The following is a 25,894-nucleotide window of genomic DNA, read 5'->3' on the forward strand; positions in this document are numbered from 1 at the left end:
TGCCGCTTACGGTGCCGCGCGTGCGGCCAGATCGGCCACCATCGGTCCCATTGCGTTCACAATCACCGACACGCCGTGTGCATTGGGGTGAACCCCGTCGGATTGGACGTGGGTTTTGATCGTCTCGCTCATGTCGCCCAGATCCGTGAGCGGCTTGAGAAAGCTTTCGAAATAGAGCGCACCGTATTTTTCGGCCAGATCGGGATAGATCGCCTCGAAATCCGTCTTGTAGTCCTGGCCATAATTGCTTGGAACCGAGATGCCGACGATCATCATCGGCACGCCTTTTGCCGCACCCGCCGCCATGATCGTGTCGAGGTTCGAGCGGGCCAGTTCGGGCGGGATGCCCCGTAGGACATCGTTGCCGCCAAGGGCCACAATCAGCGCGTCGATGTCGTCCGTGAGGGTCCAATCCACCCGCGACACCCCGCCCGACGTGGTGTCGCCCGACACGCCCGCATTGACGATGGTGGCGGCGGTTCCCTGTGCATCCAACCAGTCCTGAAGCTGTGCGGTGAACCCCTCGTGGGCCAGTAACCCGTAGCCTTGCGTGAGGCTGTCGCCAAGGGCAGCGATGCGCACTGTTTGCGCCTGAGCGACAATCGGGGCTGCGACCATTAGGGCGATGGAAAGGAAAACTGCCGACAATCGCTTGCCGATGCCGGATAAGACCCCATATCCAAAGTGAAAGATCAAAAGGACCTGCCCCATGCGTGACGCCATTATTTCCCTGTCGGGTGCAAACCTCATCCTCGACGGCAATGCGGGCCGCGTAGAGATTTTGCACGACATCTCGCTTGACGTGATGCGCGGGGAGACCGTTGGGCTGATTGGACCGTCTGGTTCTGGCAAGTCGTCGCTCCTCATGTTGCTCGGTGGTCTGGAACAGGCCACGGGTGGCATCGTTACTGTGCTCGGTCACGATCTCACGTCGATGGACGAGGATCAATTGGCACGCTTTCGTAGGGATCATATGGGGGTTGTGTTCCAATCCTTCCACCTCATTCCGACAATGACCGCGCTTGAAAATGTCGCAACTCCGTTGGAACTGGCCGGCGCACCCGATGCGTTCGCGCGGGCGCGGGCGGAATTGGAGGCGGTCGGGCTTGCCGCGCGGATGGATCATTATCCGTCACAAATGTCGGGCGGCGAACAGCAACGTGTAGCGCTTGCCCGTGCGGCGGCGCCGCGTCCAGAAATCCTTTTGGCCGATGAACCCACGGGCAACCTTGATGGCACGACGGGCGAGGCCATCATTGAATTGCTGTTCGGCCTGCGCGACCGTCACGGATCGACGCTTGTTATGGTGACGCACGCGCCCGAACTGGCCGGGCGTTGTGATCGGGTGATCCGTCTGCGCGACGGGCATTTGGAACCGGCGGAGGTCATCGCGTGAAGGTGGCATTGGCATGGACCATCGCGCGGCGTGAGTTGCGCGCAGGGATCAAAGGGTTCCGTGTTCTCATCGCCTGTCTGGCACTTGGCGTGGCGGCGATTGCGGGGGTCACATCCGTGCGCGAAAGCATCGCGCAGGGATTGGACCGCGAGGGCGCTGCGTTGCTCGGCGGGCAAGCGGAAATGGAGTTCACCTACCGGTTTGCCACCGCCGATGAGCGGGCATGGATGGACGCCAATGCCGATGCCGTATCCGAGATTGCCGATTTCAGGTCCATGGTCACAACCGGTGACGAACGGGCGCTGACCCAAGTGAAAGCCGTCGACAATGCTTACCCGTTGATCGGCGCTGTAACATTAACCCCTGACATGCCCATTGAACAGGCGCTTGCGGGGCAGGACGGTCTGTCGGGCGCGGTTCTGGACCCGATGCTGTTCGAACGGTTGGGCCTTTCCGTGGGCGATGAAATTGCCATTGGTGGCGAGCCGTTTGTGGCGATGGCCGCCCTTACGCGCGAACCGGATAATGCCTCGGCGGGGTTCTCGCTCGGGCCGCGCTCTATCGTGGCACTGGAGGCATTGCGCGGGACATCTTTGTTGTCGGCAGGAACGTTGTTTGAAACCGCTTACCGTATGCGCCTGCCCGTTGACACCGATCTTGATGCCTATGAGGCGCGGGCCAAAGCGGAGGTGGCGGATGGCGGGTTCCGGTGGCGTGATGCCCGCAATGGCGCCCCCGGTGTGGCGCGGTTTGTTGACCGGTTGTCCTCGTTCCTTGTTCTTGTCGGACTGGCGGGTTTGGCGGTTGGTGGCGTGGGGGTGTCGGCGGCGGTGCGGGCGTATCTCGACCGCAAAACCGCCGTCATTGCGACCTTGAAAACACTGGGTGCGGAACGCTCGACCATTCTTATGATCTACGCCTTTCAGGTCGGGGTTCTGACGCTCGTTGCCATCGCGATCGGGGTGGTTCTCGGGGCTGTTGCCCCCCTGTTGGCCGCGCCGGTGATCGAGGCGCAATTGCCCGTTCCCGTGGCCATTGGTGTGCATGTCGGGCCGCTCGTCGAGGCGAGCGTTTACGGCCTGTTGTCTGCGGCAATTTTTGTGCTGTGGCCCTTGTCGCGTGCGGAACAAATCCGACCGGCGGCGCTTTACCGCGATGCCGGGTTCGGTCTGCGCGGGATGCCGCGTCCGCGCTATATCGCCGTTATGGCGGTGATGGTTGTGATGCTCGTGGCATCGGCCATTGTGTTCACCGACAGTGCGCGTTTGGTTCTTTGGTCCTTTGTCGGGGTGGTCGGATCATTCGCCCTTTTGGGTCTGTCTGCTCGCGGGGTGTCACGTTTGGCGCGCCGCCTGTCCAGGGCCCGCTTTGCCAAGGGGCGCACGGGGCTGCGGCTTGCGCTCTCTTCCGTGGGTGGTCCGGGGGGCGAAACGACATCGGTCGTTTTGTCGCTTGGCCTTGGCCTGACGGTTTTGTCCGCAGTGGGTCAGATCGACACCAATCTGCGCAACGCCATTGCGCAAGACCTGCCCGAGGTCGCGCCCTCCTATTTCGTGGTGGATATTCAACCCGATCAGATCGACGGGGTTCTCGAGCGCCTGTCCGGGGATGCGGGCGTGCGGAAATTCGAGAGTGCGCCGATGCTGCGCGGGATCATCACGCATATTAACGGTGTGGACGCCGAGGCCTATGCCGGACCGCATTGGGTCATTCGTGGCGATCGCGGGATCACCTATTCCGCCGCCAAACCCGAGAATGCCAAGATCACCGCAGGCGCGTGGTGGCAAGAGGATTACACAGGCCCGCCACAGATCAGTTTTGCCGCCGAAGAAGCCGAAGAGATGGGCCTCACCCTTGGCGACACCATGACGGTCAACGTGTTGGGGCGCGACATCACGGGCGAAATCACGTCCTTTCGCGAGGTCGATTTTTCGGGCGCGGGCATGGGGTTTGTGTTGTCGATGAATGATGCCGCTTTGCGCGGGGCGCCGCATTCCCATATTGCGACGATTTATGCGGAGCCCGAGGCCGAGGCACCGTTGATCCGCGACCTTGCCAAAGCCTATCCCAACATCACCACGATCCGGGTGCGCGATGCCATCGGTCGTGTCGTCACCGTCCTCGAAGGCATTGCCGCCGCCACAACCCTCGGCGCGCTTGCAACGCTTGTCACGGGCGCGGTTGTGCTCGTGGGCGCGGCCGCTGCGGGGGAAAACACACGGCGCTACGAGGCGGCAATCCTCAAAACCCTCGGCGCAACCCGCCCTGTGATTTTGCGCAGTTTTGCGCTGCGTTCGGCCGTGACGGGATTTGCTGCCGCACTTGTTGCTCTTGCGGCGGGTGGTTTTGCGGCGTGGGCGGTGATCCATTTCGTGATGAAATCGGATTTCCAATTCGCATGGGGTCCGGCGGCACTCATTGTGGTGGGGGGCGTGTTGCTCACACTTTTGACGTCCCTGTGGTTCTCGTGGCGGGCGATGCGTGTGCGGCCCGCGCGGGTTTTGCGATCCGCCGATTGAGACCGGTGCGGGTCATGCGGTCTTGTTGCGTTTGATCATATCGTTAACGAGGTCGCGCACACGATCCGCCGTGGGCGTCAAATGCGCCCCTGCGCGGGTCAGGATGCCAAACTCGTCCACAGCCAGATTCATGGTTGTCTCGAGTGTTTTGATCTGGCCGTCCGCCCCGAAGATTTGCGCCACAGCGGAGGCAATCGGGGCAATGGCGTTGGACTGTCCCACTGCCGCAAGCGTGAGCAGAAATGACGATGTATTGAGCACGCGGGCGGGGGGCGCGTGGCCAAGGTCGCGGAGCGAACGTTCAACCGTTTGGCGCAAAATGGCACCGGACGGCGGCATCACCCAATCATAGCCCAAAAGGCGTTCGATGCCGATTGGCGTTTTGGCCCGCAACAGGGGGTGGTCACGGCGTGCGATTATGCTCATGGGTTCGATGCCGATGGGCATGTAGTCAAACTGGGAGGCCGATGCATCATCGGGCAGACGGGCAATCGCAAAATCGAGCCGCCGGTCCAGAACCATATCGCGCAGGTGATCAGAGGTTGCGACCTCGATTTCAATCTGTGCATCGGGCATGTCGATCCGCGCGTGGCGCACCACGGGCAGGACGAGATCGATTGCGGGTCCCGTCACCGCGCCAAGCGCCACCGTCCCCGTAAGCCCGCGGCGCAGTTCGTCTATTTCGCGGCCCGCATCCCCGATCTCGTTCAGAATCCGGTCGGCACGGATCGCAAGGGCGCGTCCTTCGGCGGTCAGGGCGATCCCGCGTCCCTCGCGGCGGTAGAACGGCGCGTCGATGATGGCCTCGATTTCCGACGCCAGCCGCGACGCGGCGGGCTGCGCAATCCCGAGTGTATGGGCGGCGTCCGTCAACTTGCCATCGGCCATGAGGGCCGCGGCAAGGCGGAGGTGGTTGATCTTCATTCCTTTGCGCAAAAGATCATTCATGTGACGTGACTCCGATCAATGGCGACTGGCGTGATGGCGTAAATGGTATGATTTAATAATTATACATAATTTGACTGGAATGATAAGCCAAGGCTTTATCATGCACGACGTGACACGCGTCGGGGCCGATTCCGGCCTGATTGACGACGACCGGACAATTCCGGTCTTGGGAGGATACAAAATGAAACTTACAAAAACACTGGCGCTTGCCGCCGCTGTCTCTACGCTTGCCATCTCCGCTTGGGCGGACGGTACGGTCGGGATTGCCATGCCGACCAAATCTTCGGCCCGTTGGATCGCTGATGGCGACAACATGGTCAAAGAACTCGAAGCTGCGGGCTACACGGCCGATCTGCAATACGCAGAAGACGACATTCCCAACCAACTCGCGCAGATCGAGAACATGGTCACCAAAGGTGTGGACGTGCTCGTGATTGCTGCGATTGACGGCACAACCTTGTCCAACGCACTTGCAAACGCCGCTGCCGCCGGTGTGAAGGTCATCGCCTATGACCGCCTGATCCGCGATTCCGGTGATGTTGACTACTATGCCACGTTCGACAACTTCAAAGTTGGCGTTCAGCAGGCAACAACAATCGTCGAAGGCCTCAAAGCCCGCTTTGGTGACGGTCCTTATAACGTTGAGCTGTTCGGCGGCTCGCCTGACGACAACAACGCCTACTTCTTTTACAACGGCGCGATGTCCGTCTTCGATCCTTTGATCGCAGATGGCACCATTGTGGTTCAGTCCGGTCAGATGGGCATGGATAAAGTCGGGACATTGCGTTGGGACGGTGCCGTTGCACAGGCGCGCATGGATAACCTGTTGTCCGCGCACTACACCGACAAAGAAGTCCACGGCGTTTTGTCGCCTTACGATGGCCTGTCCATCGGCATCCTGTCCTCGCTTAAAGGCGTTGGATACGGATCCGGCGATATGAAAATGCCAATCGTGTCGGGTCAGGATGCGGAAGTTCCGTCCGTGAAATCCATCCTCGCAGGCGAGCAGTATTCCACGATTTTCAAAGACACACGCGAGCTTGCAAAAGTGACCGTGGGTATGGTGGACGCCGTTCTCGGCGGCACCGAGCCACAGATCAACGACACCACCACCTACGACAATGGTGTCAAGGTGATCCCCGCTTACCTGCTTGAGCCGCTTCCCGTGGATGCGTCCAACTGGGAAGAGCGCCTGATCGGTTCCGGCTACTACACAATGGATCAGATCAAGTAATCGACTTGGACTGAACACGACGAGGTCGCCCGAGTGTCCCTAGAGGCTCGGGCGGCTGCGCCGTCGCACAGATCCGTGCGAAAGAGTAGCGAACAGGGGCGATCAGTCCCCCGCAGAAGGGCAAGCCATGACCACACTTCTGGAAATGCGAAACATCACCAAAGAGTTCCCCGGCGTGAAAGCGCTCGATCAGGTGAACCTGAAGGTGGAAGAGGGCGAAATCCATGCGATTTGCGGCGAAAACGGTGCCGGAAAATCGACATTGATGAAGGTGCTTTCGGGCATCTATCCAATCGGAACATATGACGGCGATATCCATTACGAGGGCGATGTTGCGGCCTTTAAAACGCTCAGCGATAGCGAGAGCCGCGGCATTGTGATCATCCACCAAGAGCTTGCCTTGGTGCCTGATCTGTCGATTGCCGAGAACATTTTTCTGGGCAATGAACGCGCCTCTAATGGCGTGATCAATTGGCACGAAACCAATGCACGCACCGAAGAGCTGTTGAAAAAGGTCGGTCTTGTCGAGACCCCCACCACAAAGGTGGACAGCATTGGCGTTGGCAAGCAGCAGCTTGTGGAGATCGCCAAGGCCTTGTCCAAAGATGTGAAACTGTTGATTTTGGACGAGCCGACAGCGGCGCTTCAGGAAAACGACAGCCGCAAATTGCTTGATCTGATGTTGGAGCTGAAATCGCAGGGCGTGACCTGTATTATCATCTCGCACAAATTGAACGAAGTGCGCTATGTCGCCGACACCGTGACCGTGATCCGCGATGGTCAAACCGTTTCCGCCCATGCCGCCAAAGGTCTGTCCGAGGACAGGATCGTGGCCGATATGGTGGGGCGCGATATGACGCACCGCTACCCTGAACATGTGCGCACACCGGGCGAGATGTTGATGGAGGTCGAGGCTTGGAATGTCTGGCATCCTGAGCACGGCGACCGGCAGGTGGTCAAAAACGCAGCGTTCAACGTCCGTGCGGGCGAGGTTGTCGGTATCGCGGGCCTGATGGGGTCGGGGCGCACGGAACTGGCCATGTCGGTGTTTGGCAAATCCTACGGGCGCAATATTTCGGGCAGCGTCAAACTGCACGGCAAAGAGGTTGATGTCTCCACGGTGGGCCGTGCGATTGACGCGGGTCTGGCCTATGTGACTGAGGACCGGAAATCTCTGGGTCTCGTGTTGGAGGAAACAATCCGGTTCAACACCACGCTGTCCAACCTTGAAGGGGTCTCCAAAGGCGGCATCCTCAACAAGAACGAAGAGACCAAAGCGGCGGAACGGTATCGCGAGGCCTTGGCCACGCGCACCCCGTCGGTGTTCCAAAAGGTGATGAACCTGTCGGGCGGCAACCAACAAAAAGTCGTTCTGGCCAAGTGGTTGTTTACCGAGCCCGAGGTTTTGATCCTCGATGAGCCGACGCGCGGGATCGATGTGGGCGCGAAGTACGAAATTTATACAATCATCAACGATCTGGCCGCCCAAGGAAAAGGCGTGGTTATGATCTCGTCGGAAATGCCCGAGCTTTTGGGCATGTGCGACCGGATTTATGTCATGAACGAGGGCGCGTTGGTCGGTGAATTGACCGCCGCCGAGGCGAGCCAGGAGCGCATTATGTCGCTCATCGTCAGCGAATAGGAGAGCAGGGATGGACAACACAAATAAAACGGGGCTCAAGGCCTACCTCGCCGCGAACTTGCGCGAATACGGTCTGTTATTTGCCCTGATCGGGGTCATGGCGTTTTTTCAGATCGTCACGAACGGCACGTTGCTGCGGGCGGTGAACATCACGAACCTGTTGCTGCAAAACTCCTACATTATCATCATGGCCCTGGGCATGTTGGTGATTATTGTTGGTGGCCACATCGACCTGTCGGTCGGGTCGGTCATGGGATTTATTGGCGCTTTGGCCGCTGTCATGATCGTGAATTGGAACATGAACCCGCTCCTCACCATCGCCATCTGTCTGGTCGCAGGCGGGGTCATCGGCGGGGCGCAGGGCTATTGGGTCGCCTATTGGCGCATTCCGCCCTTTATCGTCACGCTCGCGGGGATGTTGGTGTTTCGTGGCCTGTCGCTGTGGTTGCTGCACGGTCAGTCCGTCGGGCCGTTCCCACGTGAATTTACCGTGATCGCCAACGGGTTTGTTCCCGATGTGTTTCCTGCGGCGTGGGGCGAAAGCCTTGCCGTGATGACGGGTGTGCGTCAGGTCAATGTGTTGGCTGCCGTCATGGGATTTGTCGCGGCTGCCTTTGTGATCTGGCGCGGGATGAAACAGCGCGCCACCAACAAGGCCTACGGGATCGAAGACGAACCACAGAGCTTTTTCGTGGTCCGCACAGGGATTGTGGCCTTTGCGCTGATCTTTGTGATGTGGAAACTGGCAACCTTTCGCGGACTGCCAAACGTACTGATCACCATGGGTGTGCTCACCGTGATCTACGCCTTTCTCACCGAAAACACCGTGATCGGCCGGCGCGTTTACGCGATGGGCGGCAATGAAAAAGCGGCGAAGCTTTCGGGCATCAACACCGAGCGTTTGACCTTTCTCGCCTTTGTGAACATGGGTGTTCTGGCGGCGGCTGCGGGACTTGTGTTTGCCGCACGTTTGAATACGGCAACGCCGAAAGCGGGCTTTGCGCTTGAGCTTGACGTCATCGCGGCGGTGTTTATCGGCGGTGCGTCCATGTCGGGCGGGGTCGGAACAATTGTTGGGGCGGTTGTTGGCGCATTCTTGATGGGGGTGCTGAACAACGGCATGTCGATCATGGGCATCGGCATCGATTACCAACAGATGATCAAAGGCCTCGTGTTGCTGATGGCTGTGGTCTTTGACGTCTATAACAAACAAAAACAGGGGTAACGGATTATGTTGCTGTCACAAATTCAAAACGCGTCAGGCGGTATTAGCGTTGTCGTTCGCTCCGGCTCCGAGGCCTATGTGGTCCAGAATGCACCATCCTCCTATGCGCTCGCTATGGAGGCGGCGACAACGGGTCGCCCGCTTGCCGATGTGATCCGTGGGCACGGGTTTGGCGAGGCGGTGGATCTTGAGGCGGCCTATGCCGAAGGGCGGATGCTCTTGCCGATCCACCACGACGATCCGGCGCATTGCCACCTGACGGGAACGGGGCTGACCCATTTGGGGTCTGCCTCGACGCGCAGCTCCATGCACGCAAAGAAAGACAAAGAGGCGGTCATGACCGACTCGATGAAGATGTTCCAAATGGGTGTCGAAACGGGCAGGCCAGCGGATGGCGAGGTCGGCGCACAGCCCGAGTGGTTCTACAAAGGCAACGGTACAATGGCGGTGGCTGCGGGCAAGCCGCTGCATTCGCCCTCCTTTGCCGAGGACGCAGGCGAAGAACCCGAGATTGCAGGCATCTACATCAACGGCCCGGATGGGGTGCCGTTCCGTGTCGGCTTTGCCCTGTCCAACGAGTTTTCCGATCACATCACCGAGCGCGGCAACTATCTTTGGCTTGCGCATTCCAAATTGCGTCCTGCGGCCATCGGTCCCGAAATGCTGATCGGCGATTTGCCCGCTGACGTGCAAGGCATGTCGCGGATTTACCGTGATGGTGCGGTGTTGTGGGAAAAACCGTTCGTGTCGGGCGAGGCCAACATGTCTCACACCCTTGCCAATCTCGAACACCACCATTTTAAGTATGATATCTTCCGTCAAGAGGGCGATTTGCATGTGCATTTCTTCGGCACGGCGACCCTGTCGTTTGCGGATAGCATCCGCACGCAAGATGGCGATGTGTTTGAAATCGAAGCCGCCGATTTCGGTATGGCCCTGCGTAATCCTCTTGCTCAAGCGCCCAAAGTTGCCGGTACAACCAAAGTGAAAGTCCTGTAATATGAGTTTTAAACCCGCCGAATGGCCCCGCAAACTCCGGTCGCAATCCTGGTATGGCGGCAATAGCCGCGACACGATTTACCACCGTGGGTGGCTCAAGAACCAAGGGTATCCGCACGACCTGTTCGACGGACGTCCGATCATCGGCGTGCTCAACACGTGGTCGGAACTGAGCCCGTGCAACGGCAGCCACATGAAAGAACTGGCCGAAAAGGTCAAAGCAGGGATTTGGGAGGCCGGTGGTTTCCCCGTCGAGGTGCCTGTGTTTTCCGCGTCCGAGAACACCTATCGCCCCACCGCGATGATGTTCCGCAACCTTGCCGCTCTCGCGGTCGAGGAAACCATTCGCGGACAACCGATTGATGGCTGTGTCTTGCTTGTGGGCTGTGACAAAACCACACCGTCCCTGATCATGGGGGCCGCGTCATGTGACCTGCCGTCGATCGTTGTGACGGGCGGGCCAATGCTCAACGGTATCTACAAAAACGAGCGGATCGGTTCGGGGACGCACCTTTGGAAATTCTCCGAGGACGTCAAGGCGGGCAAGATGACCCAAGAGGAATTCCTCGAAGCCGAACAGGGCATGTCGCGCTCTACCGGTACTTGTAACACGATGGGAACCGCGTCGACGATGGCGTCGATGGCCGAGGCGCTCGGGCTTGCCCTGTCGGGCAATGCCGCGATCCCCGCCGTGGATAGCCGCCGCCGCGTTATGGCACAGATGTCGGGGCGCCGCATCGTGCAGATGGTCAAAGACGACCTGAAGCCGTCCGACATTATGACCAAACAGGCGTTTGAAAACGCTATCCGCACCAACGGCGCGATTGGTGGCTCCACCAATGCCGTCGTTCACTTGCTCGCGATGGCGGGCCGTGTGGGCGTTGATTTGTCGCTTGACGATTGGGATCGCTGTGGCCGCGATGTGTCGACCATTGTAAACCTCATGCCATCGGGCAAATATCTGATGGAAGAGTTCTTTTACGCGGGCGGTTTGCCTGTGGTGCTCAAGCGATTGGGCGAGGCGAACCAGTTGCACAAAGACGCGTTGACCGTGTCGGGCCAGACGATTTGGGACGAAGTCAAAGATGTGGTGAACCACAACGAAGACGTGATTTTGCCCGTCGACAAACCGCTTATGGAGCAGGGCGGTATTGCGGTCGTGCGTGGCAACCTTGCACCCAATGGTGCCGTTCTCAAGCCGTCCGCTGCGACGCCCGCCTTGTTGCAACACAAAGGCCGCGCGGTCGTGTTCGAGGACATCGACGACTATAAGGCCAAGATCAATGACGAGGATCTCGACATTGACGAGACCTGCGTCATGGTGATGAAAAACTGTGGCCCCAAAGGGTATCCGGGCATGGCGGAGGTCGGCAATATGGGGCTGCCGCCCAAGGTGCTGCGCAAGGGCATTACCGATATGGTGCGCATTTCTGACGCGCGGATGTCGGGGACGGCCTATGGTACGGTTGTCTTGCACACCTCGCCCGAGGCCGCCGCAGGTGGGCCGCTCGCCGTGGTGCAAAATGGCGATATGATCGAACTGGATGTTCCGAACCGCAAGCTGCACCTCGATATTTCCGACGATGAACTGGCCGCGCGTCTGGCCGCGTGGACCCCGATCCACGAACAGGCCACAGGTGGCTACGCATGGCTGCATCAAGCCCACGTCGAGGGTGCGGATACCGGTGCCGATCTTGATTTTCTCAAAGGGTGCCGTGGGGCGCCTGTCGGAAAGGACAGTCACTAATGGCGCGTAAAATCGCATTGGTCGGTGTCGGCAAAATCGCCATCGACCAACACATACCCTCTCTTGCGAAATCGGACGATTGGGACTTGGCGGCAGCGGTGTCGCGCAACCATCAGGTCGCGGATGTGCCAAATTACACCGATATGACCGAGATGCTTGCCGCCCATCCCGAGATCGGTGTGGTGAGCCTGTGCATGCCACCCGTCCCGCGGTTTGAATACGCGCGGGCGGCGATTGCGGCGGGGCGGCACGTGATGTTGGAAAAGCCCCCCGGTGCAACACTCTCCGAGGTCTACGCGCTTGAAAATCTGGCGCGTGAGGCGGGTGTGACGCTCTACGCCACATGGCACTCGCGCAAGGCGGCTCAGGTTGCTGCGGCAAAGGCGTGGCTTGCGGGGAAAACGCTTGAGCGGTTCACGGTGACGTGGAAAGAGGACGTGCGCAAATGGCACCCGAACCAGGACTGGGTGTTCGAACCCGGCGGTATGGGAATCTTTGACCCGGGTATTAATGCGCTGTCCATCGTGACCGAAATCTTGCCCGATCCGATCCACCTCGAAAAGGCGGTTCTGAACTTCCCCGCCAACCGTGACACACCGATTGCAGCCGATTTGGCGTTCTATCATCCCTATGGGGCCATCGTGTCCGCCGAGATGAATTGGGATCACAGCGGCGCAGATATTTGGGACATCGAGGCCGTATGCAAAGAGGGGGTTCTCAAGCTCGAGAAAGGCGGCGGGGTGTTGCGTCTCGACGGCGTTGAACAACCCGGCGCCATTGGCCAACTCGACGGTGAATATCCGCAGCTTTACGCCGATATGGCGGCATTGGTCGCATCTGGCCAAAGCGAAGTGGACCTGCGTCCGATGCTGCACGTCTCCGATGCGCTGACGCTTGGAAAGCGTAACGAGGTCGCTGCTTTCGAGTGGTAGGGCGTGCCCCTCGGACATGAAAAAAAGGACGGCCGTCGCATTGCGTTGGCCGTCCTTCAAGTTGCTCCCGTCACGACGGGAAACACGCAGTTCAAGCTGCGTTATGGGCGGTTTCCAATGGCACATACGATGCGTGAACGGGGTCCGCGCGATTGCGCCATTGGGCGTTGTTGACGGGAGCCTGCAACAGCGCCAGTTCCAGAGATGCAATCGTCACCGGAATGCGCAGCGACACATCGGCGAGCATCAGGCGATGGGTGCCGAACTCGTTCATGGAAAAATCATCTGACAGCAAAATAATGCTGAGACCGGGATGGCTGTCGCGCAAATGTCTGATGCTGTCGAACTGTGCCGCGATGCCGCTAAAGCTGTCGATATCGATGAACGCGTGCGTCACCGTGGTATCGTTGGCCAACGCAGCCCAAAGTGCCGCGTGATCCGTGCAGACGCGCACTGTGACATCATTGTCCTCGAGCATCGCAGGCAAGGTCCGGGCGAGTATATGGGACGCCGTCAATAGGCAACAATTGGCATCGAAGCCGTCAAAAATACTGAACATGGTACTCTCCCGTTTGGTTACCCGAAAGTTAGCACGCGTGTCCGGACCACGGGGCGGCGCAAATGGCGTTAACCATGTATCTTAAGTGTGGCGATGGCCCGTTAGTTGAGTGTTAACCATACCAAACTGCATGGATGGAGGCCTGTGAGGGCATTGGTGAGGGTGCAGGGTGGGGGGTAATAAGGCCCGATGCACTGTGGAAGCTCCACTGGGGGGTGGGACGCATTGCATCGGGCCAAACCGAACCCATATGGCGATATCACGAGGTCGTGATAGTGCCGCATGGGCGCGAGCAGGCTTGTTTTTTAGTAAACGGTGCGCCCCTTGAAAAGCTGCGCGAAAGGAGTTGTGCGGGCGCTTTGGTATAGAGGCGCGCGCGAGCAAGTGCGGCGCCGTGGAAAAATGATGTTGGAAAGTGAAGATTTCAGACCGGATTTGACCGGCGGATAAAACTTTTGAGTGACGGTGCGCTCCAATGAGATAGCCGTTACAACCTATGCGCCCCTGACGAAGGGTCCGCTACAACTTTATGTTAACCAAAAGACGCATGTTCAAACCTGCGCTCCTTGAGCGAAAAAATGACCAAAAAGGCCAGACATGAAACTTATCGGTTACACAATTGCATCCCTTCTGATTGCGGTTCTTGCATCTGCGATTGTGTGGGCGGTGTGGCATAATGTGTGGATGGCGGCCGTGTCGTACATCGTTTCCGGTAACGCCACGATGTTTGTTCTGGTGTATTCGAGCTTTCGCGCCCAGGTAGCGAAAGACGCAGCGCAAGACGCCAAGGAGAGGGGGCGCGCACACGCATGAGTGCCGTTCACGGGCATTGTGGGTGACGGACACGCCGAATGGTTATATACAGCAGTTTGCGGCACGGATCCGGTTTGTGTCATGTGGTAGATAGTTTTTATGGGGATCACTTTTGAAATTACTTCTTGCAGATGACCATGATCTGGTTCGCGACTCTGTCGCCGCCTATTTGAAGGGCGCCGGGATCGAGGATGTCGTCACCGCTGCCTCTCTTGAGGCAACCGTGACGCTGTTGCGCGAACAAGGTGGCTTTGACCTTGTGCTTCTGGATTACCAGATGCCGGGGATGAACGGGCTCAAGGGGTTAGAGCAGATTCTCCGCGAGTTTCCCGATACGCCCACAGCCATAATTTCCGGCACCGCCAGTCCCGATGTTGCGCGCCGCGCGATCGACAGTGGTGCGGCGGGGTTCGTGCCGAAATCCATGCCCGCGAAATCTATTGCAGGTGCGGTGCATATCATGGTGTCGGGGACTGTCTTTGCGCCATTTGAATTCATGCAGCAAAAAGATGCGATGACGGACACGGGCCTTACACCGCGTGAAACGCAGGTTTTGCGTGGCCTGTGCGAAGGGAAGACCAACAAGGAAATCGCGATCGACCTCAATCTGAGCGAGGTTACGATCAAGCTGCATGTGCGCACCCTGTGCCGTAAACTGGATGCCCGAAACCGCACCCATGCGGCGATGTTGGCGCGTGAACGTGGATGGTTCGAATAGGCGGGCATCACGTCATCCGTGCGTGAGAGCGCGTAACAGGCGGATCCCGAATGCGTCCAGATCTGCGGCGATATGTGCGTCAATCGCATCACTGACCTCACTCAAAAGCGATAGATAGTCGTTCAGTATCGGCGATTCCCGTAGGGCCGCAGACGGATATGCGTTCAGGTTCGCCGCACAATTCGGGGCGTGAGGCATCTGGACCGGCGCATACCCTGTACACTGGATGTGCGCGATCTTGCGCGTGGTATCAGACGTCATTTCAGATATTCGGGATTAATTGGTCGGCTTTGATGTGATCAGCCAGAACGGCGAGCATCGCGTGGGGAGATTCGCGTAGCCGCGTTGCGTGATCCGCCCCGAGCGCCATCAGGAATGTTTTGAACTCGTTTGGAAAATGCGGACCGATCGCGATGAGTTTTCGATCAGGCGTCCCCTCGATGAGGGCGCTGATGGTCCGCACGCGGTCCACGAGATTCGGGTCCATACTGTCGGAAAACAGACAGATATACTCGGCATCCACGGCTTTATAGAAATCACGCGCCCAGTCGAACGAGCATCGTGCGATGTGAAAGCGGGTTGGATCGATTTCGGTGCAGGGCAGGTGCGCGCGGTGGGGGAAGCCTACAAAAAGCAACCGGATCGGCACAAACGATGGCGTTGCGGCGACCGTATCTAAAGGTATGGTGTGGCGTGTTTTTCTGTTGTCATCCTCGTGTGCTTCCCTTTGGGTGGTCTTTTGGCTTTGAAAGGGCCAGTTAACCATAAATGCCATCGTTGGTTCCTATCGCGTTGTTTTTGTGCTAATTTTTTTCAATCTTTACGCAATCAACGCTAACACACCCGCGTTCGCGCCTTGATCTGCGCAGGGGTATGGTTCTGGATGTCATTGTTATTGTTGGTATAAACTTTGGTTTTTCCCTTGCCCGAAAGGCTATGTTTTTGGGGAGGCCTGATGCCGATGCGTGTCGCCCTTTGTGCGGTTGGCGTTGATCCGTGCGGGCTTTTGCATTCGAGTAGGCTGGCAATATATCCTTTTGGGTATTTGGATATACCTTAGAGAGGGTGTGAAAAACGAACCCCCCATGAGAATGTCCGACAGTATTTTCAAAAGGAGTGGATGTGTGAAAAAGATCTCGTTTGCCTGTTTAGCCGCGTTCTCGCTGTTGGCTTTCACAACCGTATCGGGTGGCGCTCAGGCGACCGGAAGCGGTCCCGTTCTGAGCGTTGTGGGGGATTTCGATCATGATGCGACAGTCGACACGGCCGTGTTCGAGCGTGCCGATCTGGATGCGATGCCCAACGACTCGTTTGAGACCACAACGATCTGGACCGAGGGGCCACAGGTGTTTTCGGGGGTCTACCTTGATACACTCCTGTCGTCGCTTGGCACGTTTGACGGCACCCTTCAGGTGGTCGCAATCAATGACTATATGGTGTCCATCCCGCTGACCGAGATTGCCGCGGGCGGTGCGCTTCTCGCGACCAGACGCAACGGCGACCAAATGTCGGTGCGCGACAAGGGGCCGTTCTGGATCGTCTACCCGTATGATGCCGATGATGCCTTTCGCAACGAAGTGATCTATTCGCGCAGCGTCTGGCAGGTCAAAGAGCTGCGCATCACACCTCCGGAATAAATCAGGTGGCACAACGCAACAGGGAACGCGGTTTTGTGGACCGCGCGATTGAGGCCAAGGGGGTCGCACTTGCGGCGATCCTCATCCTTGTTGTGTCCATCGCGGTGTGGGAAATCCTTCGATACGGGACGCAGGTGCGCAACGAGATCGAAGGCCTCGCCATCGCCAATTCCGATAGCCAACAGTGGTCTTTGGCGCAGTTGGAGGTGGAGTTCGACCAGATGCGCATTGCCCTGTTACAGGTCGATGACGCCACGGGCGCGGGGTTGGATGCCTTTGTCCAACGCTTTGATGTGTTTTACAGCCGCGTCAGTACGGTGACCGATGGCAATACGTTTGGCAACGTCCGAACGGACGAACGCATCAAGGACCAGCTTCGAAACGTGACCGCGTTCACACAAGATACAGCGCGGATCGTGGACGCAGGGGATGATGTTCTGCGGTCCGAGCTTGATGTGATCGAGATGCATATCAATGCGTTGGCGGTCGATGTGCGCGCGATTTCCCTACAAGGTGTGCGCGAATTTTCCGAAGTGGCAAAGGCGCAGCGCGAGCGCGTGTATGAATCGCTCTTGCGGTTGGGGGTTGTTGCGGTCGTTCTGGTGTCGGCATTGTCGTTCGGGATTTTCGGCCTGTGGTGGCTGTGGCAGTTCGGCGCACGTCAGACCCGTTCGCTGAGGTCGGCCAAGCTGCGTTTGGAATCGGTCATCAACACGGCTCTGGATGCTGTGATCGTGGTTGATTGCGAGGGGCGCGTGTTGGAATACAACCCTGCCGCCGAACGCATTTTCGGGTTCTCTGCGCGAGAGATGTGCGGAAACGATTTCGCGGAGATGATCGTCCCCGATCACTTGCGTGAGGGCCATCACCGCGGTTTTCGCAGATACCGCGAGACCGGAGAGGCGTCATTGGTTGGCATGGGGTTGGTCCAGATGGAGGCCCTGCGCAAATCGGGTGAAATCTTTTTGGTGGAGATGTCGATTTCATCTGTGCAGCTTGGTCATAAGGAGGTGTTCGTGTCCTATATGCGCGACATCACCGACCGTGTGGCCGCTGAACAGGAACTGATCTCGACCCGCGACAAGGCGATGGAAAGCGAGCGGGCAAAGGCGGCGTTTGTGGCAGTGATGAGTCACGAAATGCGCACGCCGCTGAACGGTCTGCTCGGCACTTTGGAAAACCTCAAGTCCACACCGCTGACGGATCACCAGAAGCGCCATGTGAGCACGATGGAACAATCGGGTGCCATTCTGCTCGGGCATGTCAATGATGTGCTTGATGTGGAAAAACTCGAATCGGGGATGTTCGATTTCGCCCATGTGCCATTCTCGGCGCTCGATCTGGCGCAGCGGGCCTGCGATACGATCGGGGCGGGAGCACGTGAGCGTGGCAATCAGGTGACGGCGGTCAGCGAGGGCGATGTGCCGCCCGCCGTGATCGGTGACCCGAACCGTATTTTGCAAATTCTGATCAATCTGGTGAGTAACGCGAACCGGTTTACCACCAACGGCGAGGTGCAGGTCGAGGTTGAATACCATCGCCGTGATGGTGAGTTGGAGTTTCGGGTTGTTGATACCGGCGTGGGCATTCCCGAAGCGGATCTCGAGCGGGTGTTCGACGATTTTGTCACTGTCGGCCTTGATCACGCGCACCGTGAGAGCGGGACGGGATTGGGTCTTGGCATTGCGCGGCGGCTTGTGCGCGGGATGAAGGGCGAGATCGGCGTGGAAAGCGATGTGGGCGAGGGCAGCGTGTTCTGGTTCCGCATTCCGGCGGCGGCGGGTGAGACGGCGACATGGGGCCATGCGGTCGATCCCGGGCTGTTGCGTCCTGCTGGCCAACCCGCGACGTCGCTGCGCATTCTGGTGGTTGAGGACAACGCCATCAACCGTGAGGTTCTGACCGAGATGCTGATGACCGGTGGGCATTCGAGCCGCTCGGTGGTGAATGGTCAGGAGGCGGTCGAGCTTACGGCGCATACGCCGTTTGATGTGATTTTGATGGACCTCAACATGCCCGTTCTCGACGGGCGGCTTGCCACGCGGGCCATTCGCAGCAGTTTGGGACCGAACCGTCAGACGCCCATTATTGCCGTGACGGCCAATGCATCCCCGCGGATTGCACAGGAATTGCGGGGTGAGGGGTTCACTGATGCGATCATGAAGCCGATTACCCTGCGTCGTCTGGCGGAGGTGTTGACCGTGCACACGGGCGAACGGATTGTGGCCACGCCGTCAGAGCCGTGCGTAGAGGGTCTGGATCTATCGGTGTTGGCCGAGCTTTGTGATATCCTCGGGCCCGAACGTGTGGCGCATACCTGTGAGCAGTTCATGCGTGAGGGACATGACCAACTGGCGCAGCTGCGTGAGGCGCGTGATGCCGGTGACGTGGCCGGCTACCAACAGACGGCCCATAAATTCGCAGGGGCCGCAGCCCTCGTCGGTGCGCTTGAGTTGCGGACGTCCCTTCAGGCGCATGACGCCAATGCCGCGCTTTACCTGACCCCGCCGTATGCTGCGAAACTGGATCAGGTGGCGCAGGTGTTCGCGCAAACCCGCAGTGCGATCTCACGCTATCTGGACCGCTTGCCCGCCGCGTGAGGGCCTGTGTTCTGCCAGGATCCTGTTCCCCGCCGTTGTCCCGCTCCGGTTCGATGTTGCATCCCGCGACCTTTTTCGTGGTGCGCGCGAGGGGGCCATGGCGTCGTTTCAGGTGAGCATCACTCCCCCTTCCGAATACACAGATGACCTACCAAAGGGACACGTTCAAAACGGAATTGGAACGCGATCGCGCTGCGTCGGTAAAGTGGAGGGAGAGTGACGCATCCGGATGTATCTTTGGGATAGTTGCCTCGATCAAATGGAGGTGTCTGGCGGCTCATTGGGCTAATTGCGGTTCAAACTGCGTCAGCGGACTAGCGTTGTAGGGCGAAGCGGTTAGGTTGCGCACAACACAGGAGAACCCGAATGACAATGAAAGCGGTTAAATCGCGTGAGGAGGAGGCTATCGAGCGCCCGGCTTCTATTTCAGTCCTGATTGCGGACGATCACACGCTTGTTGCTGATGCGATTAAAATGGTGTTGCTCGAAGAGCGCGATTTTGATGTTCGCGTCTGTAATTCCTACGGTGACACGCTAACGGCGCTTAAAGAGGGCGACGGGTATGACGTGGTTATGCTCGATATTTCGATGCCCGACATGCAGGGGCTCAAGTCGGTAAAGTCGGTTGTTGAGGCCGTCGGTGAGGGATCGGTTGTGATCTTTTCGGGAACGGCTGATGAGGATTTCATCTGGCAGGCATTGTCGATGGGGGCAAAGGGCTTCATCTCCAAGGCCCAAGCGTTCAAGAGCTTTCCCAACACCCTGCGTCTGATCGCGGACGGAAACGAATTTGTGCCGATTTCTCTGGCCCGGAAATCACAGGACGGTGTGCGCGGGACGAGTGCGATTGATGGCCGCGAGCGGTTGATCTTGCGTTCTGCCGCGGCAGGAAAGACCAACAAGGAGATCGCCATCGAGCTCGAAACCACCGAGGTCGCGATCAAGATGAAGATGCGGGCAATCTGTTCCAAACTGGACGCCCGTAACCGCACACATGCGGCAATGATTGCAAAGCAGACCGGCCTGCTGTGACGCCGGCGATGCCCGACGACACAGAATGACGACCCAAGCAATGAGGCGCCTTGCACCGTGTGGTGGGGCGCCTTTTATATGCGGTGAGGTGCGGTCACGCCCGCGACATGAGGCGAGCGGGCGGTTGGCGACGCGGGAATGGGGCGTATCGGGCGGGGCGTCCGGCTGACACTGCGTGGTGGCGCAATGCGTTCGTGACATTCACCGCAATTAGCACCGCAAACGGATGCGCCCGAAGCTGTCGCTAATAACTTCACTCATTGCGCTATGAGCGACGGTTGCCTCCCCCCGTGCGATGGCCAACGCGATGTTGCGGTGCTTGTGCGAGACGTCCACTTTACTTTGCGGAAAGGCATCATTCGCCTCTGTCATGAACAACGAATACAGTGCGGTTTGCACCGTTTCTCCCAAGGAATGGAGGAAGCGGTTTTGGGAAAGTTTCAGGATTTGTTTGTGGAACTCGTAGTCGGCCACGGCAAAGGCCGCCCGGTCTTTGGCAAATTCCATCTCGTCGCACAGCTGTGTCAGTCGGGCGGAATCCGTCGTATTTGCCATCTTGGCGGCCTTTGCCGCCGCCGCCGGTTCAAAAATCATGCGCACTTCGAACAGTTCCTCATAGAACTGCGTGGGGTTCTTTTGTGCGGCATGCCACATAAGCACATCTTCGTCGAACATGTTCCAGTCATCGGCCGCACGCACATGTGTGCCGACCTTTGCCTTTGACTGGATCAGTCCTTTCGCGATCAGCGTCTTTTTCGCCTCCCGTACAACGGTGCGGGACACCCCGAACATTTCACAAATATCGGGGTCCAAGGGGATCATGGTGCCGGCGGGATAGTCGCCCGCGACAATGGCCTGACCCATCTGGTCAACAACGAAAGTGGTATGGTTCGATGCCCTCTCGTCCCGCCCGTTGGGCTGAACAAAACTCATGACGGCATGACGAAGCCAGTTGCCGTTTTTTTGCGTGTCGTCGATGCCCACGTCAGTCCCTTTTGCAAAAGGATGAAAGCGAAGAGTAAACCCCCGATAACGATCTTTGTCCACCAACTCGACAGAGATCCATCGAAGACAATGAACGTCTGGATCAGACCCATAATCAGGATGCCAAAAAATGTACCGGCAACAAACCCGTATCCGCCCGTTAAAAGTGTACCACCAATCACAACCGCAGCAATAGCGTCCAGTTCAACGCCGACAGTCGCCAAGGAGTATCCGGCGGATGTGTAAAGGGAAAACACGATCCCCGACAGACCTGCAAGGCCGCCAGAAATTGCGTATACCCCGATGGTCGTTGATGCCAAAGGAACCCCCATCAAGCGCGAGGTGGCCGCCCCGCCGCCCAAGGCATAGACGTTCTGGCCAAACCGCGTGCGGTGTGCGACGAGCGTTCCCACGATGAAAGTCAAAAGCATCACTCCGCCGATGAGCCGAAAGCGACCGCCACTTGCGGTCTTCCAGTAGATTTGTTGGAGCGTGTCATAGAACGGGTGCAGGATCGGCACGGAGTCCGTCGACAAAACATAGGCGGCCCCACGCGCCAGAAACATGCCGGCGAGCGTCACGATGAACGCGGGCATCTCAAGGTAGTGGATGATTGCGCCCATGGCGGCCCCGAAGGTCGCGGTGATGACCAACACAAGTGCAAAGGCGGCCAGTGGATGGATGTTTGTATCGCGCAAGATCACCGCGAGGAAAACCCCCGTGAAGGCGATGACGGACCCGACGGACAGGTCGATTCCGCCCGACAGGATAACAAACGTCATCCCGACCGCGACGATGCCGAGGAATGCGTTATCCGTCAAAAGGTTGGCCACAACACGCAAAGACAGCATCGCGGGATATTGGGACGCACAAAGAGCATAGGCCACGATGAACGTTACGAGTGTGATTATGAGAGGCAGATGGCTTGAGCGGATCATCGCGGACCCTCCTTCAACACGGGTTTCGACTTGGATGGCGCATTCGGTGTCGAGGCGCGCATGATATAGTGCAAATGGGCAACTTTGGGTGACTGGATGACCAGAATGGCCAGGATCAAGAGAGCCTTGATGATCAGGTTGAACTCCGGCGGAAGGCCGGACAGCAGGATCAATGAGTTAACGGACTGGATGATCATGGCGCCAAGCAGCGATGCCGTAATGGAAAAGCGCCCGCCAAGAAGCGAGTTGCCTCCGATCACAACGGCGAGGATCGCGTCCAGTTCGAGCCAGAGCCCCGCGTTGTTTGCGTCCGCGCCCTGGATGTCCGCGGCGACAATGACACCCGCAATCGCAGCACCTATGCCGGAAACCACATAGACACAAACAAGCAAAACGCGGCTATTGATCCCCGCAAGGCGCGATGAGGCTTCGTTGATGCCGATGGCTTCGATCAACATCCCGAGGGCTGTCTTGCGCACAAGGAGGCCCACAAAGGTGCCCAGAACAATCCAGATCAAAACGGGCGTCGGCACCCCGAACACTGTCCCCGCGCCAAGGTGAATAAGGCCGGGGTCGAGAAATGTCAGAATGGTGCCGCCGGTGATCAACTGTGCGATGCCGCGTCCGGCGACCATCAGCACCAACGTGGCAACGATGGGTTGAATGCGCAAGACCGCCACAAGGATACCGTTCCACAAGCCGCATAGCATGCCGACGGCGAGAGCGCCGGTGACGGACACAAAAACGCCGTGTCCCTCCACGACCAGAGAGGCCGCTGTCGCACCTGCGATTGCCATAACGGCCCCCACGGACAGATCAATGCCTTTGGTCGCAATGACCAGGGTCATGCCGAGACAGAGTAGGGCCGTAGGCGCGCCACGGTTCAGAACGTCGATCCCGTTGCCGAACAGGCGGCCGTTTTGCATTTCGACCTTCAGAAAGTCGGGAAAGACGATCAGGTTGAGGGCCAGTACAATGGCCAGAATGATCAGTTGCGGTGTAATCCGCCGCACGAATGCGGAACGCATCATGTTACGCCCTCCGTTTGTGGGTCGGCTGCAATGGCCTTTATGATGTTGTCTGATGTCACCTCGTCGCCAACGAGTTCGCCAACCTGTTTGCGGTCGCGCAATACGATGACACGGTTGGAATAGGCGACGAGTTCTTCCATCTCCGAAGAGGCCACAAGGAGCGCCATGCCGTTTTGTTGGAGGCGCTCTATCAAGGCGATGATTTCCGCATGTGCGCCGATGTCGATGCCGCGTGTGGGTTCGTCGAGGATGAGAAAATCCGGTTCGGTGGCGAGCCAGCGCGCCAACAGCGCCTTTTGTTGGTTGCCGCCCGATAGCAACCGGATGGGCATATCCAGATTGGCCAAACGGATATCGAGTGTGCGCACGTAGTGTTGGGCAATCGCATCGATTTCTTTTCGTGGAATGGGGCGCGTCCATCCGCGCCGGGCCTGTAGGGCCAGTGCAATGTTGTCGCGTACACTCAGATCCCCCACAATGCCTTCGGTTTTGCGATCCTCGGGGCAAAGGGCAAACCCGTGGGCCACAGCATCGCGAGGGTTGCGCAGCTGAATCTCTTTTCCGCGCAGCTTCAGACGCCCGTGGTCTGCTTTCACAGCGCCAAAGATCAGGTTTGCCGTTTCGGTCCGCCCCGACCCCAACAGCCCCGCCAAACCGACAACCTCGCCTTCGCGAAGGTCAAGCGAGAAGGCATCAAGCATACCGGTTTTATGCAGCCCGTCGATTTCGAGCAGGGTATGGCCCTCAATCTGACTGGCGGGTTTATTCACGCGTGTGGCCAGTTGACGGCCCAACATCAGTGTAATCACGTCGTTTCGTGTCGCGGTCTCCAGATCAATACGCCCCACGACCTGCCCGTTGCGCAGCACCGTCGCGCAATCGCAAATGTCGAAGACCTGATCGAGGAAATGGGTGATAAAGACCACAGCAAGGCCGCGTTCTTTCAATGTGCGAATGACGCCGAAAAGCAGCTGCACTTCCTCATTATCAAGGCTGGCGGTCGGCTCGTCGAGGATCAGGATTTTCCCCGACATTTCAACGGCACGCGCAATGGCGACGACCTGTTGGATTGCAACCGAAAAACTCGAAAGAAGTTGCGCGGGGTCGATCTGGACGCCGAAGCCTCGCAGTGTCTCCCGTGCCGCGGAATTCATCTTGCGCCGGTCCACAAACGGGCCGCGCATGGGCTGACGGCCAAGGTACAGGTTTTCGGCCACGGTCAGGTTCGGCAGGAGATTCACCTCCTGATAGACGGTGCCGATGCCGAGTGTCTGGCTGTGGTGGGTTGATTTGGGATCGACGACTTCTCCCCCCAATTCGATCTCGCCACCATCACGGCGATAGACGCCCGTCAGACATTTGATGAGGGTCGACTTTCCCGCGCCATTTTCACCCAATAGCGCATGGATTTCGCCGCGGTGAAGGGTCAGATCGACATTGTCGAGCGCAATGGTGCCGGGAAAGAATTTTGATATGCCTCTCGCGTGGAGCGCGAGGTGGGGGTCATTCGTCATAGAAGGGTCCTTGGGCGGATGTGCGGAGATGACACCGCGCGAGGGTCGCACGGTGTCATCGGGTTGATCAACAGGGATAGTCGTGCCCGTGTTGGGTCAGTAGCCCAGACCCTTCTTCTCTTCGTAGATCGCCTGATTGTCGTCGGCCGCAGTATAGAGGCGGCTTTCGGTTTGGATCCACTTGGCAGGGACTGTGCCGTTTTCCAAATAGGCTTCGAGCGCATCCAGAGCCGGACCTGCCATGTTGGGCGTCAGTTCGATCGTGGCGTTCATTTCGCCCGCCGCGATGGCAAGGTGCGCGTCCGGAACGGCATCGATAGCGACGATTTTGATATCCTCGCCGGGTTTCAGACCCGCCTCTTTGATCGCCTGAATCGCGCCTACGGCCATGTCATCGTTGTGGGCATAAAGCGCACAGATGTTCTCGCCTCCTTCTGCCTTCAGGAAGCTTTCCATCACGACCTTTCCCTGGCTCCGCGTAAAGTCACCCGTTTGGGACCGCACGATTTCAAGGTTGTCGTGGCCTGCAATTGCGTTGCCAAAACCGGTTTTGCGGTCGATTGCGGGGGAAGAGCCTGTGGTGCCTTGAAGCTCGACAATACGGCACTGTGCGCCGGCTGTTTCGTCCACCAACCATTGCCCCGCGACTTCGCCCTCATGGACCAGATCGGACGTTACGGCGGTCAGGTACAAGTCATCGGATGCGTCGACCGTGCGGTCCAAAAGGATAACGGGGATGTCGGCATCTTTGGCTTCTTCCAGAACGCCGTCCCAACCCGTTGCAACAACAGGTGCAATAAGAATGGCGTCAACGCCTTGGGCGATGAACGAGCGCAACGCGGAAATCTGGTTCTCTTGTTTTTGCTGCGCATCCGCGAATTTGAGGGTGATCCCGCGATCTTCTGCTTGCTGCTTTGTGACGGTGGTTTCCGCAGCGCGCCAACCGGATTCAGAGCCGATTTGTGAAAAGCCGATGGTCAGGTCCTCTGCGGCCACTGCGAGTGGGGACAAGATAAGGACGCTCGAAAGTAGTACTTTTTTGATAGACATGGTGTTCCTCCCAAAACATGTTGTCCTGCCAATAAGTATTACTTTAATACTTTTGTAAATCTTTTTTTTACAATCTGCATGACATCGGTCTCAATACAAGGGCGCCCTGATGGGATGAACGGGCCAATCTGAACCGTTGCGTTGGGTGGGTTTTCGGGTCTCGATCCGGCCGCTGTGTGGGGCGAAGGGGGCATGAACGTGGCGCGGCCACAGTCCCTTGACCGGATGCAGGCATGCTTTGGGGATCAACCGAAAGGATACAAAGGCGCCTGTTGCGGTTGTGTGACGGTCATCCATGATCGAACGGGGGAGGAGCGCGATCCGGCTGTGCAATGCGACCGCCAAAGAGGTCGGGACATGTTTGGCGGAAAGCTGT

General features: G+C 58.2%; 22 protein-coding genes. 13 read left to right on the plus strand and 9 right to left on the minus strand.

Annotated features, from left to right (window positions below; genetic code table 11):
• Positions 1–6: 6 nt before the first annotated feature.
• Positions 7–711, minus strand: coding sequence for an arylesterase (locus ACN0Q0_RS13750; protein ID WP_417243974.1), 705 nt, complete (start codon positions 709–711; stop codon positions 7–9).
• Here ACN0Q0_RS13750 and ACN0Q0_RS13755 point away from each other — a divergent pair.
• On the plus strand, positions 710–1,396 hold the full coding sequence (locus ACN0Q0_RS13755) for an ABC transporter ATP-binding protein (protein WP_417243975.1): 687 nt from the start codon (positions 710–712) through the stop codon (positions 1,394–1,396). The two genes, ACN0Q0_RS13750 and ACN0Q0_RS13755, sit on opposite strands and share 2 nt — an antisense overlap.
• A complete protein-coding gene (locus tag ACN0Q0_RS13760) occupies positions 1,393–3,915 on the plus strand; it encodes an ABC transporter permease (RefSeq protein WP_417243976.1) in 2,523 nt (840 codons plus the stop codon). The genes ACN0Q0_RS13755 and ACN0Q0_RS13760 overlap by 4 nt, the downstream gene beginning before the upstream one ends.
• Positions 3,916–3,927: 12 nt before the next feature.
• On the opposite strand, the gene ACN0Q0_RS13765 is transcribed toward ACN0Q0_RS13760, so the two are convergent.
• Positions 3,928–4,863, minus strand: coding sequence for a LysR substrate-binding domain-containing protein (locus tag ACN0Q0_RS13765; protein WP_417243977.1), 936 nt, complete (start codon positions 4,861–4,863; stop codon positions 3,928–3,930).
• A gap of 181 nt (positions 4,864–5,044) precedes the next feature.
• Here ACN0Q0_RS13765 and chvE point away from each other — a divergent pair, with 181 nt between their 5' ends.
• The 6 genes from chvE to ACN0Q0_RS13795 all read left to right on the plus strand — a co-directional run bounded on the left by chvE (position 5,045) and on the right by ACN0Q0_RS13795 (position 12,642).
• Positions 5,045–6,097 (plus strand): multiple monosaccharide ABC transporter substrate-binding protein, encoded by a 1,053-nt coding sequence (gene chvE / locus ACN0Q0_RS13770; protein ID WP_417243978.1) that lies wholly within the window; start codon positions 5,045–5,047, stop codon positions 6,095–6,097.
• Between the two features lie 127 nt (positions 6,098–6,224).
• Positions 6,225–7,739 carry a multiple monosaccharide ABC transporter ATP-binding protein gene (mmsA, locus tag ACN0Q0_RS13775; protein ID WP_417243979.1) on the plus strand — a complete coding sequence of 505 codons (1,515 nt, stop codon included), beginning with the start codon at positions 6,225–6,227 and terminating at the stop codon, positions 7,737–7,739.
• A 10-nt stretch (positions 7,740–7,749) separates the two neighbouring features.
• Complete coding sequence (mmsB, locus tag ACN0Q0_RS13780; protein ID WP_417243980.1) at positions 7,750–8,964, plus strand: multiple monosaccharide ABC transporter permease; 1,215 nt, start codon at positions 7,750–7,752, stop codon at positions 8,962–8,964.
• A 6-nt stretch (positions 8,965–8,970) separates the two neighbouring features.
• Positions 8,971–9,963: an AraD1 family protein gene (gene araD1 / locus ACN0Q0_RS13785; protein ID WP_417243981.1), complete on the plus strand. Its 993-nt coding sequence runs from the start codon at positions 8,971–8,973 to the stop codon at positions 9,961–9,963.
• 1 nt (position 9,964) lies between these two features.
• Positions 9,965–11,710, plus strand: a complete 1,746-nt coding sequence (gene araD / locus ACN0Q0_RS13790) for an L-arabinonate dehydratase (RefSeq protein WP_417243982.1) — start codon at positions 9,965–9,967, stop codon at positions 11,708–11,710.
• The gene (locus tag ACN0Q0_RS13795) at positions 11,710–12,642 is read left to right on the plus strand and encodes a Gfo/Idh/MocA family protein (protein ID WP_417243983.1); all 933 of its coding nucleotides are present in this window, start codon (positions 11,710–11,712) and stop codon (positions 12,640–12,642) included. The genes araD and ACN0Q0_RS13795 overlap by 1 nt, the downstream gene beginning before the upstream one ends.
• 91 nt (positions 12,643–12,733) lie before the next feature.
• Here the strand turns inward: ACN0Q0_RS13795 and ACN0Q0_RS13800 are convergent, their stop codons facing one another.
• Positions 12,734–13,201 carry a hypothetical protein gene (locus tag ACN0Q0_RS13800; RefSeq protein WP_417243984.1) on the minus strand — a complete coding sequence of 156 codons (468 nt, stop codon included), beginning with the start codon at positions 13,199–13,201 and terminating at the stop codon, positions 12,734–12,736.
• A gap of 597 nt (positions 13,202–13,798) precedes the next feature.
• On the opposite strand from ACN0Q0_RS13800, the gene ACN0Q0_RS13805 reads away from it, so the two are divergent.
• Together ACN0Q0_RS13805 and ACN0Q0_RS13810 are read left to right on the plus strand one after the other, a co-directional pair.
• Positions 13,799–14,014 (plus strand): hypothetical protein, encoded by a 216-nt coding sequence (locus tag ACN0Q0_RS13805; protein WP_417243985.1) that lies wholly within the window; start codon positions 13,799–13,801, stop codon positions 14,012–14,014.
• 112 nt (positions 14,015–14,126) lie between these two features.
• Positions 14,127–14,732 carry a response regulator transcription factor gene (locus tag ACN0Q0_RS13810; RefSeq protein WP_417243986.1) on the plus strand — a complete coding sequence of 202 codons (606 nt, stop codon included), beginning with the start codon at positions 14,127–14,129 and terminating at the stop codon, positions 14,730–14,732.
• Positions 14,733–14,994: 262 nt separating this feature from the next.
• Here the strand turns inward: ACN0Q0_RS13810 and ACN0Q0_RS13815 are convergent, their stop codons facing one another.
• Positions 14,995–15,507, minus strand: coding sequence for a hypothetical protein (locus ACN0Q0_RS13815; RefSeq protein ID WP_417243987.1), 513 nt, complete (start codon positions 15,505–15,507; stop codon positions 14,995–14,997).
• Between the two features lie 349 nt (positions 15,508–15,856).
• On the opposite strand from ACN0Q0_RS13815, the gene ACN0Q0_RS13820 reads away from it, so the two are divergent.
• The 3 genes from ACN0Q0_RS13820 to ACN0Q0_RS13830 all read left to right on the plus strand — a co-directional run bounded on the left by ACN0Q0_RS13820 (position 15,857) and on the right by ACN0Q0_RS13830 (position 20,001).
• Entirely contained in the window at positions 15,857–16,369 is a 513-nt protein-coding gene (locus ACN0Q0_RS13820; protein WP_417243988.1) for an oxidoreductase, read from the plus strand.
• A gap of 35 nt (positions 16,370–16,404) precedes the next feature.
• Positions 16,405–18,969, plus strand: coding sequence for an ATP-binding protein (locus ACN0Q0_RS13825; RefSeq protein ID WP_417243989.1), 2,565 nt, complete (start codon positions 16,405–16,407; stop codon positions 18,967–18,969).
• A gap of 366 nt (positions 18,970–19,335) precedes the next feature.
• Entirely contained in the window at positions 19,336–20,001 is a 666-nt protein-coding gene (locus ACN0Q0_RS13830) for a response regulator transcription factor (RefSeq protein WP_417243990.1), read from the plus strand.
• Positions 20,002–20,211: 210 nt separating this feature from the next.
• On the opposite strand, the gene ACN0Q0_RS13835 is transcribed toward ACN0Q0_RS13830, so the two are convergent.
• From ACN0Q0_RS13835 to ytfQ, 5 genes are all read right to left on the minus strand, one after another.
• Complete coding sequence (locus tag ACN0Q0_RS13835; RefSeq protein WP_417243991.1) at positions 20,212–20,985, minus strand: FadR/GntR family transcriptional regulator; 774 nt, start codon at positions 20,983–20,985, stop codon at positions 20,212–20,214.
• Positions 20,931–21,923: a galactofuranose ABC transporter, permease protein YjfF gene (gene yjfF / locus ACN0Q0_RS13840; protein WP_417243992.1), complete on the minus strand. Its 993-nt coding sequence runs from the start codon at positions 21,921–21,923 to the stop codon at positions 20,931–20,933. The genes ACN0Q0_RS13835 and yjfF overlap by 55 nt, the downstream gene beginning before the upstream one ends.
• Positions 21,920–22,954, minus strand: a complete 1,035-nt coding sequence (locus tag ACN0Q0_RS13845) for an ABC transporter permease (RefSeq protein WP_417243993.1) — start codon at positions 22,952–22,954, stop codon at positions 21,920–21,922. The genes yjfF and ACN0Q0_RS13845 overlap by 4 nt, the downstream gene beginning before the upstream one ends.
• The gene (locus ACN0Q0_RS13850) at positions 22,951–24,468 is read right to left on the minus strand and encodes a sugar ABC transporter ATP-binding protein (RefSeq protein ID WP_417243994.1); all 1,518 of its coding nucleotides are present in this window, start codon (positions 24,466–24,468) and stop codon (positions 22,951–22,953) included. Before ACN0Q0_RS13850 ends, ACN0Q0_RS13845 begins: the two co-directional genes overlap by 4 nt.
• A gap of 96 nt (positions 24,469–24,564) precedes the next feature.
• A complete protein-coding gene (gene ytfQ / locus ACN0Q0_RS13855; RefSeq protein WP_417243995.1) occupies positions 24,565–25,518 on the minus strand; it encodes a galactofuranose ABC transporter, galactofuranose-binding protein YtfQ in 954 nt (317 codons plus the stop codon).
• Positions 25,519–25,894: the final 376 nt, after the last annotated feature.

It is taken from the genome of Celeribacter sp., assembly GCF_048259695.1.
Lineage (GTDB): Bacteria > Pseudomonadota > Alphaproteobacteria > Rhodobacterales > Rhodobacteraceae > Celeribacter.

What these genes read in the sequence shown, in the direction of transcription:
- ACN0Q0_RS13805 (WP_417243985.1), top strand. Translation starts at nt 13,799, where the DNA reads ATGAAACTTATCGGTTACACAATTGCATCCCTTCTGATTGCGGTTCTT.
- mmsA (WP_417243979.1), top strand. Translation starts at nt 6,225, where the DNA reads ATGACCACACTTCTGGAAATGCGAAACATCACCAAAGAGTTCCCCGGC.
- chvE (WP_417243978.1), top strand. Translation starts at nt 5,045, where the DNA reads ATGAAACTTACAAAAACACTGGCGCTTGCCGCCGCTGTCTCTACGCTT.
- ACN0Q0_RS13850 (WP_417243994.1), bottom strand. Translation starts at nt 24,468, where the DNA reads ATGACGAATGACCCCCACCTCGCGCTCCACGCGAGAGGCATATCAAAA.
- mmsB (WP_417243980.1), top strand. Translation starts at nt 7,750, where the DNA reads ATGGACAACACAAATAAAACGGGGCTCAAGGCCTACCTCGCCGCGAAC.
- ACN0Q0_RS13765 (WP_417243977.1), bottom strand. Translation starts at nt 4,863, where the DNA reads ATGAATGATCTTTTGCGCAAAGGAATGAAGATCAACCACCTCCGCCTT.
- ACN0Q0_RS13755 (WP_417243975.1), top strand. Translation starts at nt 710, where the DNA reads ATGCGTGACGCCATTATTTCCCTGTCGGGTGCAAACCTCATCCTCGAC.
- ytfQ (WP_417243995.1), bottom strand. Translation starts at nt 25,518, where the DNA reads ATGTCTATCAAAAAAGTACTACTTTCGAGCGTCCTTATCTTGTCCCCA.
- araD (WP_417243982.1), top strand. Translation starts at nt 9,965, where the DNA reads ATGAGTTTTAAACCCGCCGAATGGCCCCGCAAACTCCGGTCGCAATCC.
- ACN0Q0_RS13750 (WP_417243974.1), bottom strand. Translation starts at nt 711, where the DNA reads ATGGGGCAGGTCCTTTTGATCTTTCACTTTGGATATGGGGTCTTATCC.
- ACN0Q0_RS13800 (WP_417243984.1), bottom strand. Translation starts at nt 13,201, where the DNA reads ATGTTCAGTATTTTTGACGGCTTCGATGCCAATTGTTGCCTATTGACG.
- ACN0Q0_RS13795 (WP_417243983.1), top strand. Translation starts at nt 11,710, where the DNA reads ATGGCGCGTAAAATCGCATTGGTCGGTGTCGGCAAAATCGCCATCGAC.
- ACN0Q0_RS13845 (WP_417243993.1), bottom strand. Translation starts at nt 22,954, where the DNA reads ATGATGCGTTCCGCATTCGTGCGGCGGATTACACCGCAACTGATCATT.
- yjfF (WP_417243992.1), bottom strand. Translation starts at nt 21,923, where the DNA reads ATGATCCGCTCAAGCCATCTGCCTCTCATAATCACACTCGTAACGTTC.
- araD1 (WP_417243981.1), top strand. Translation starts at nt 8,971, where the DNA reads ATGTTGCTGTCACAAATTCAAAACGCGTCAGGCGGTATTAGCGTTGTC.
- ACN0Q0_RS13815 (WP_417243987.1), bottom strand. Translation starts at nt 15,507, where the DNA reads ATGGCATTTATGGTTAACTGGCCCTTTCAAAGCCAAAAGACCACCCAA.
- ACN0Q0_RS13830 (WP_417243990.1), top strand. Translation starts at nt 19,336, where the DNA reads ATGACAATGAAAGCGGTTAAATCGCGTGAGGAGGAGGCTATCGAGCGC.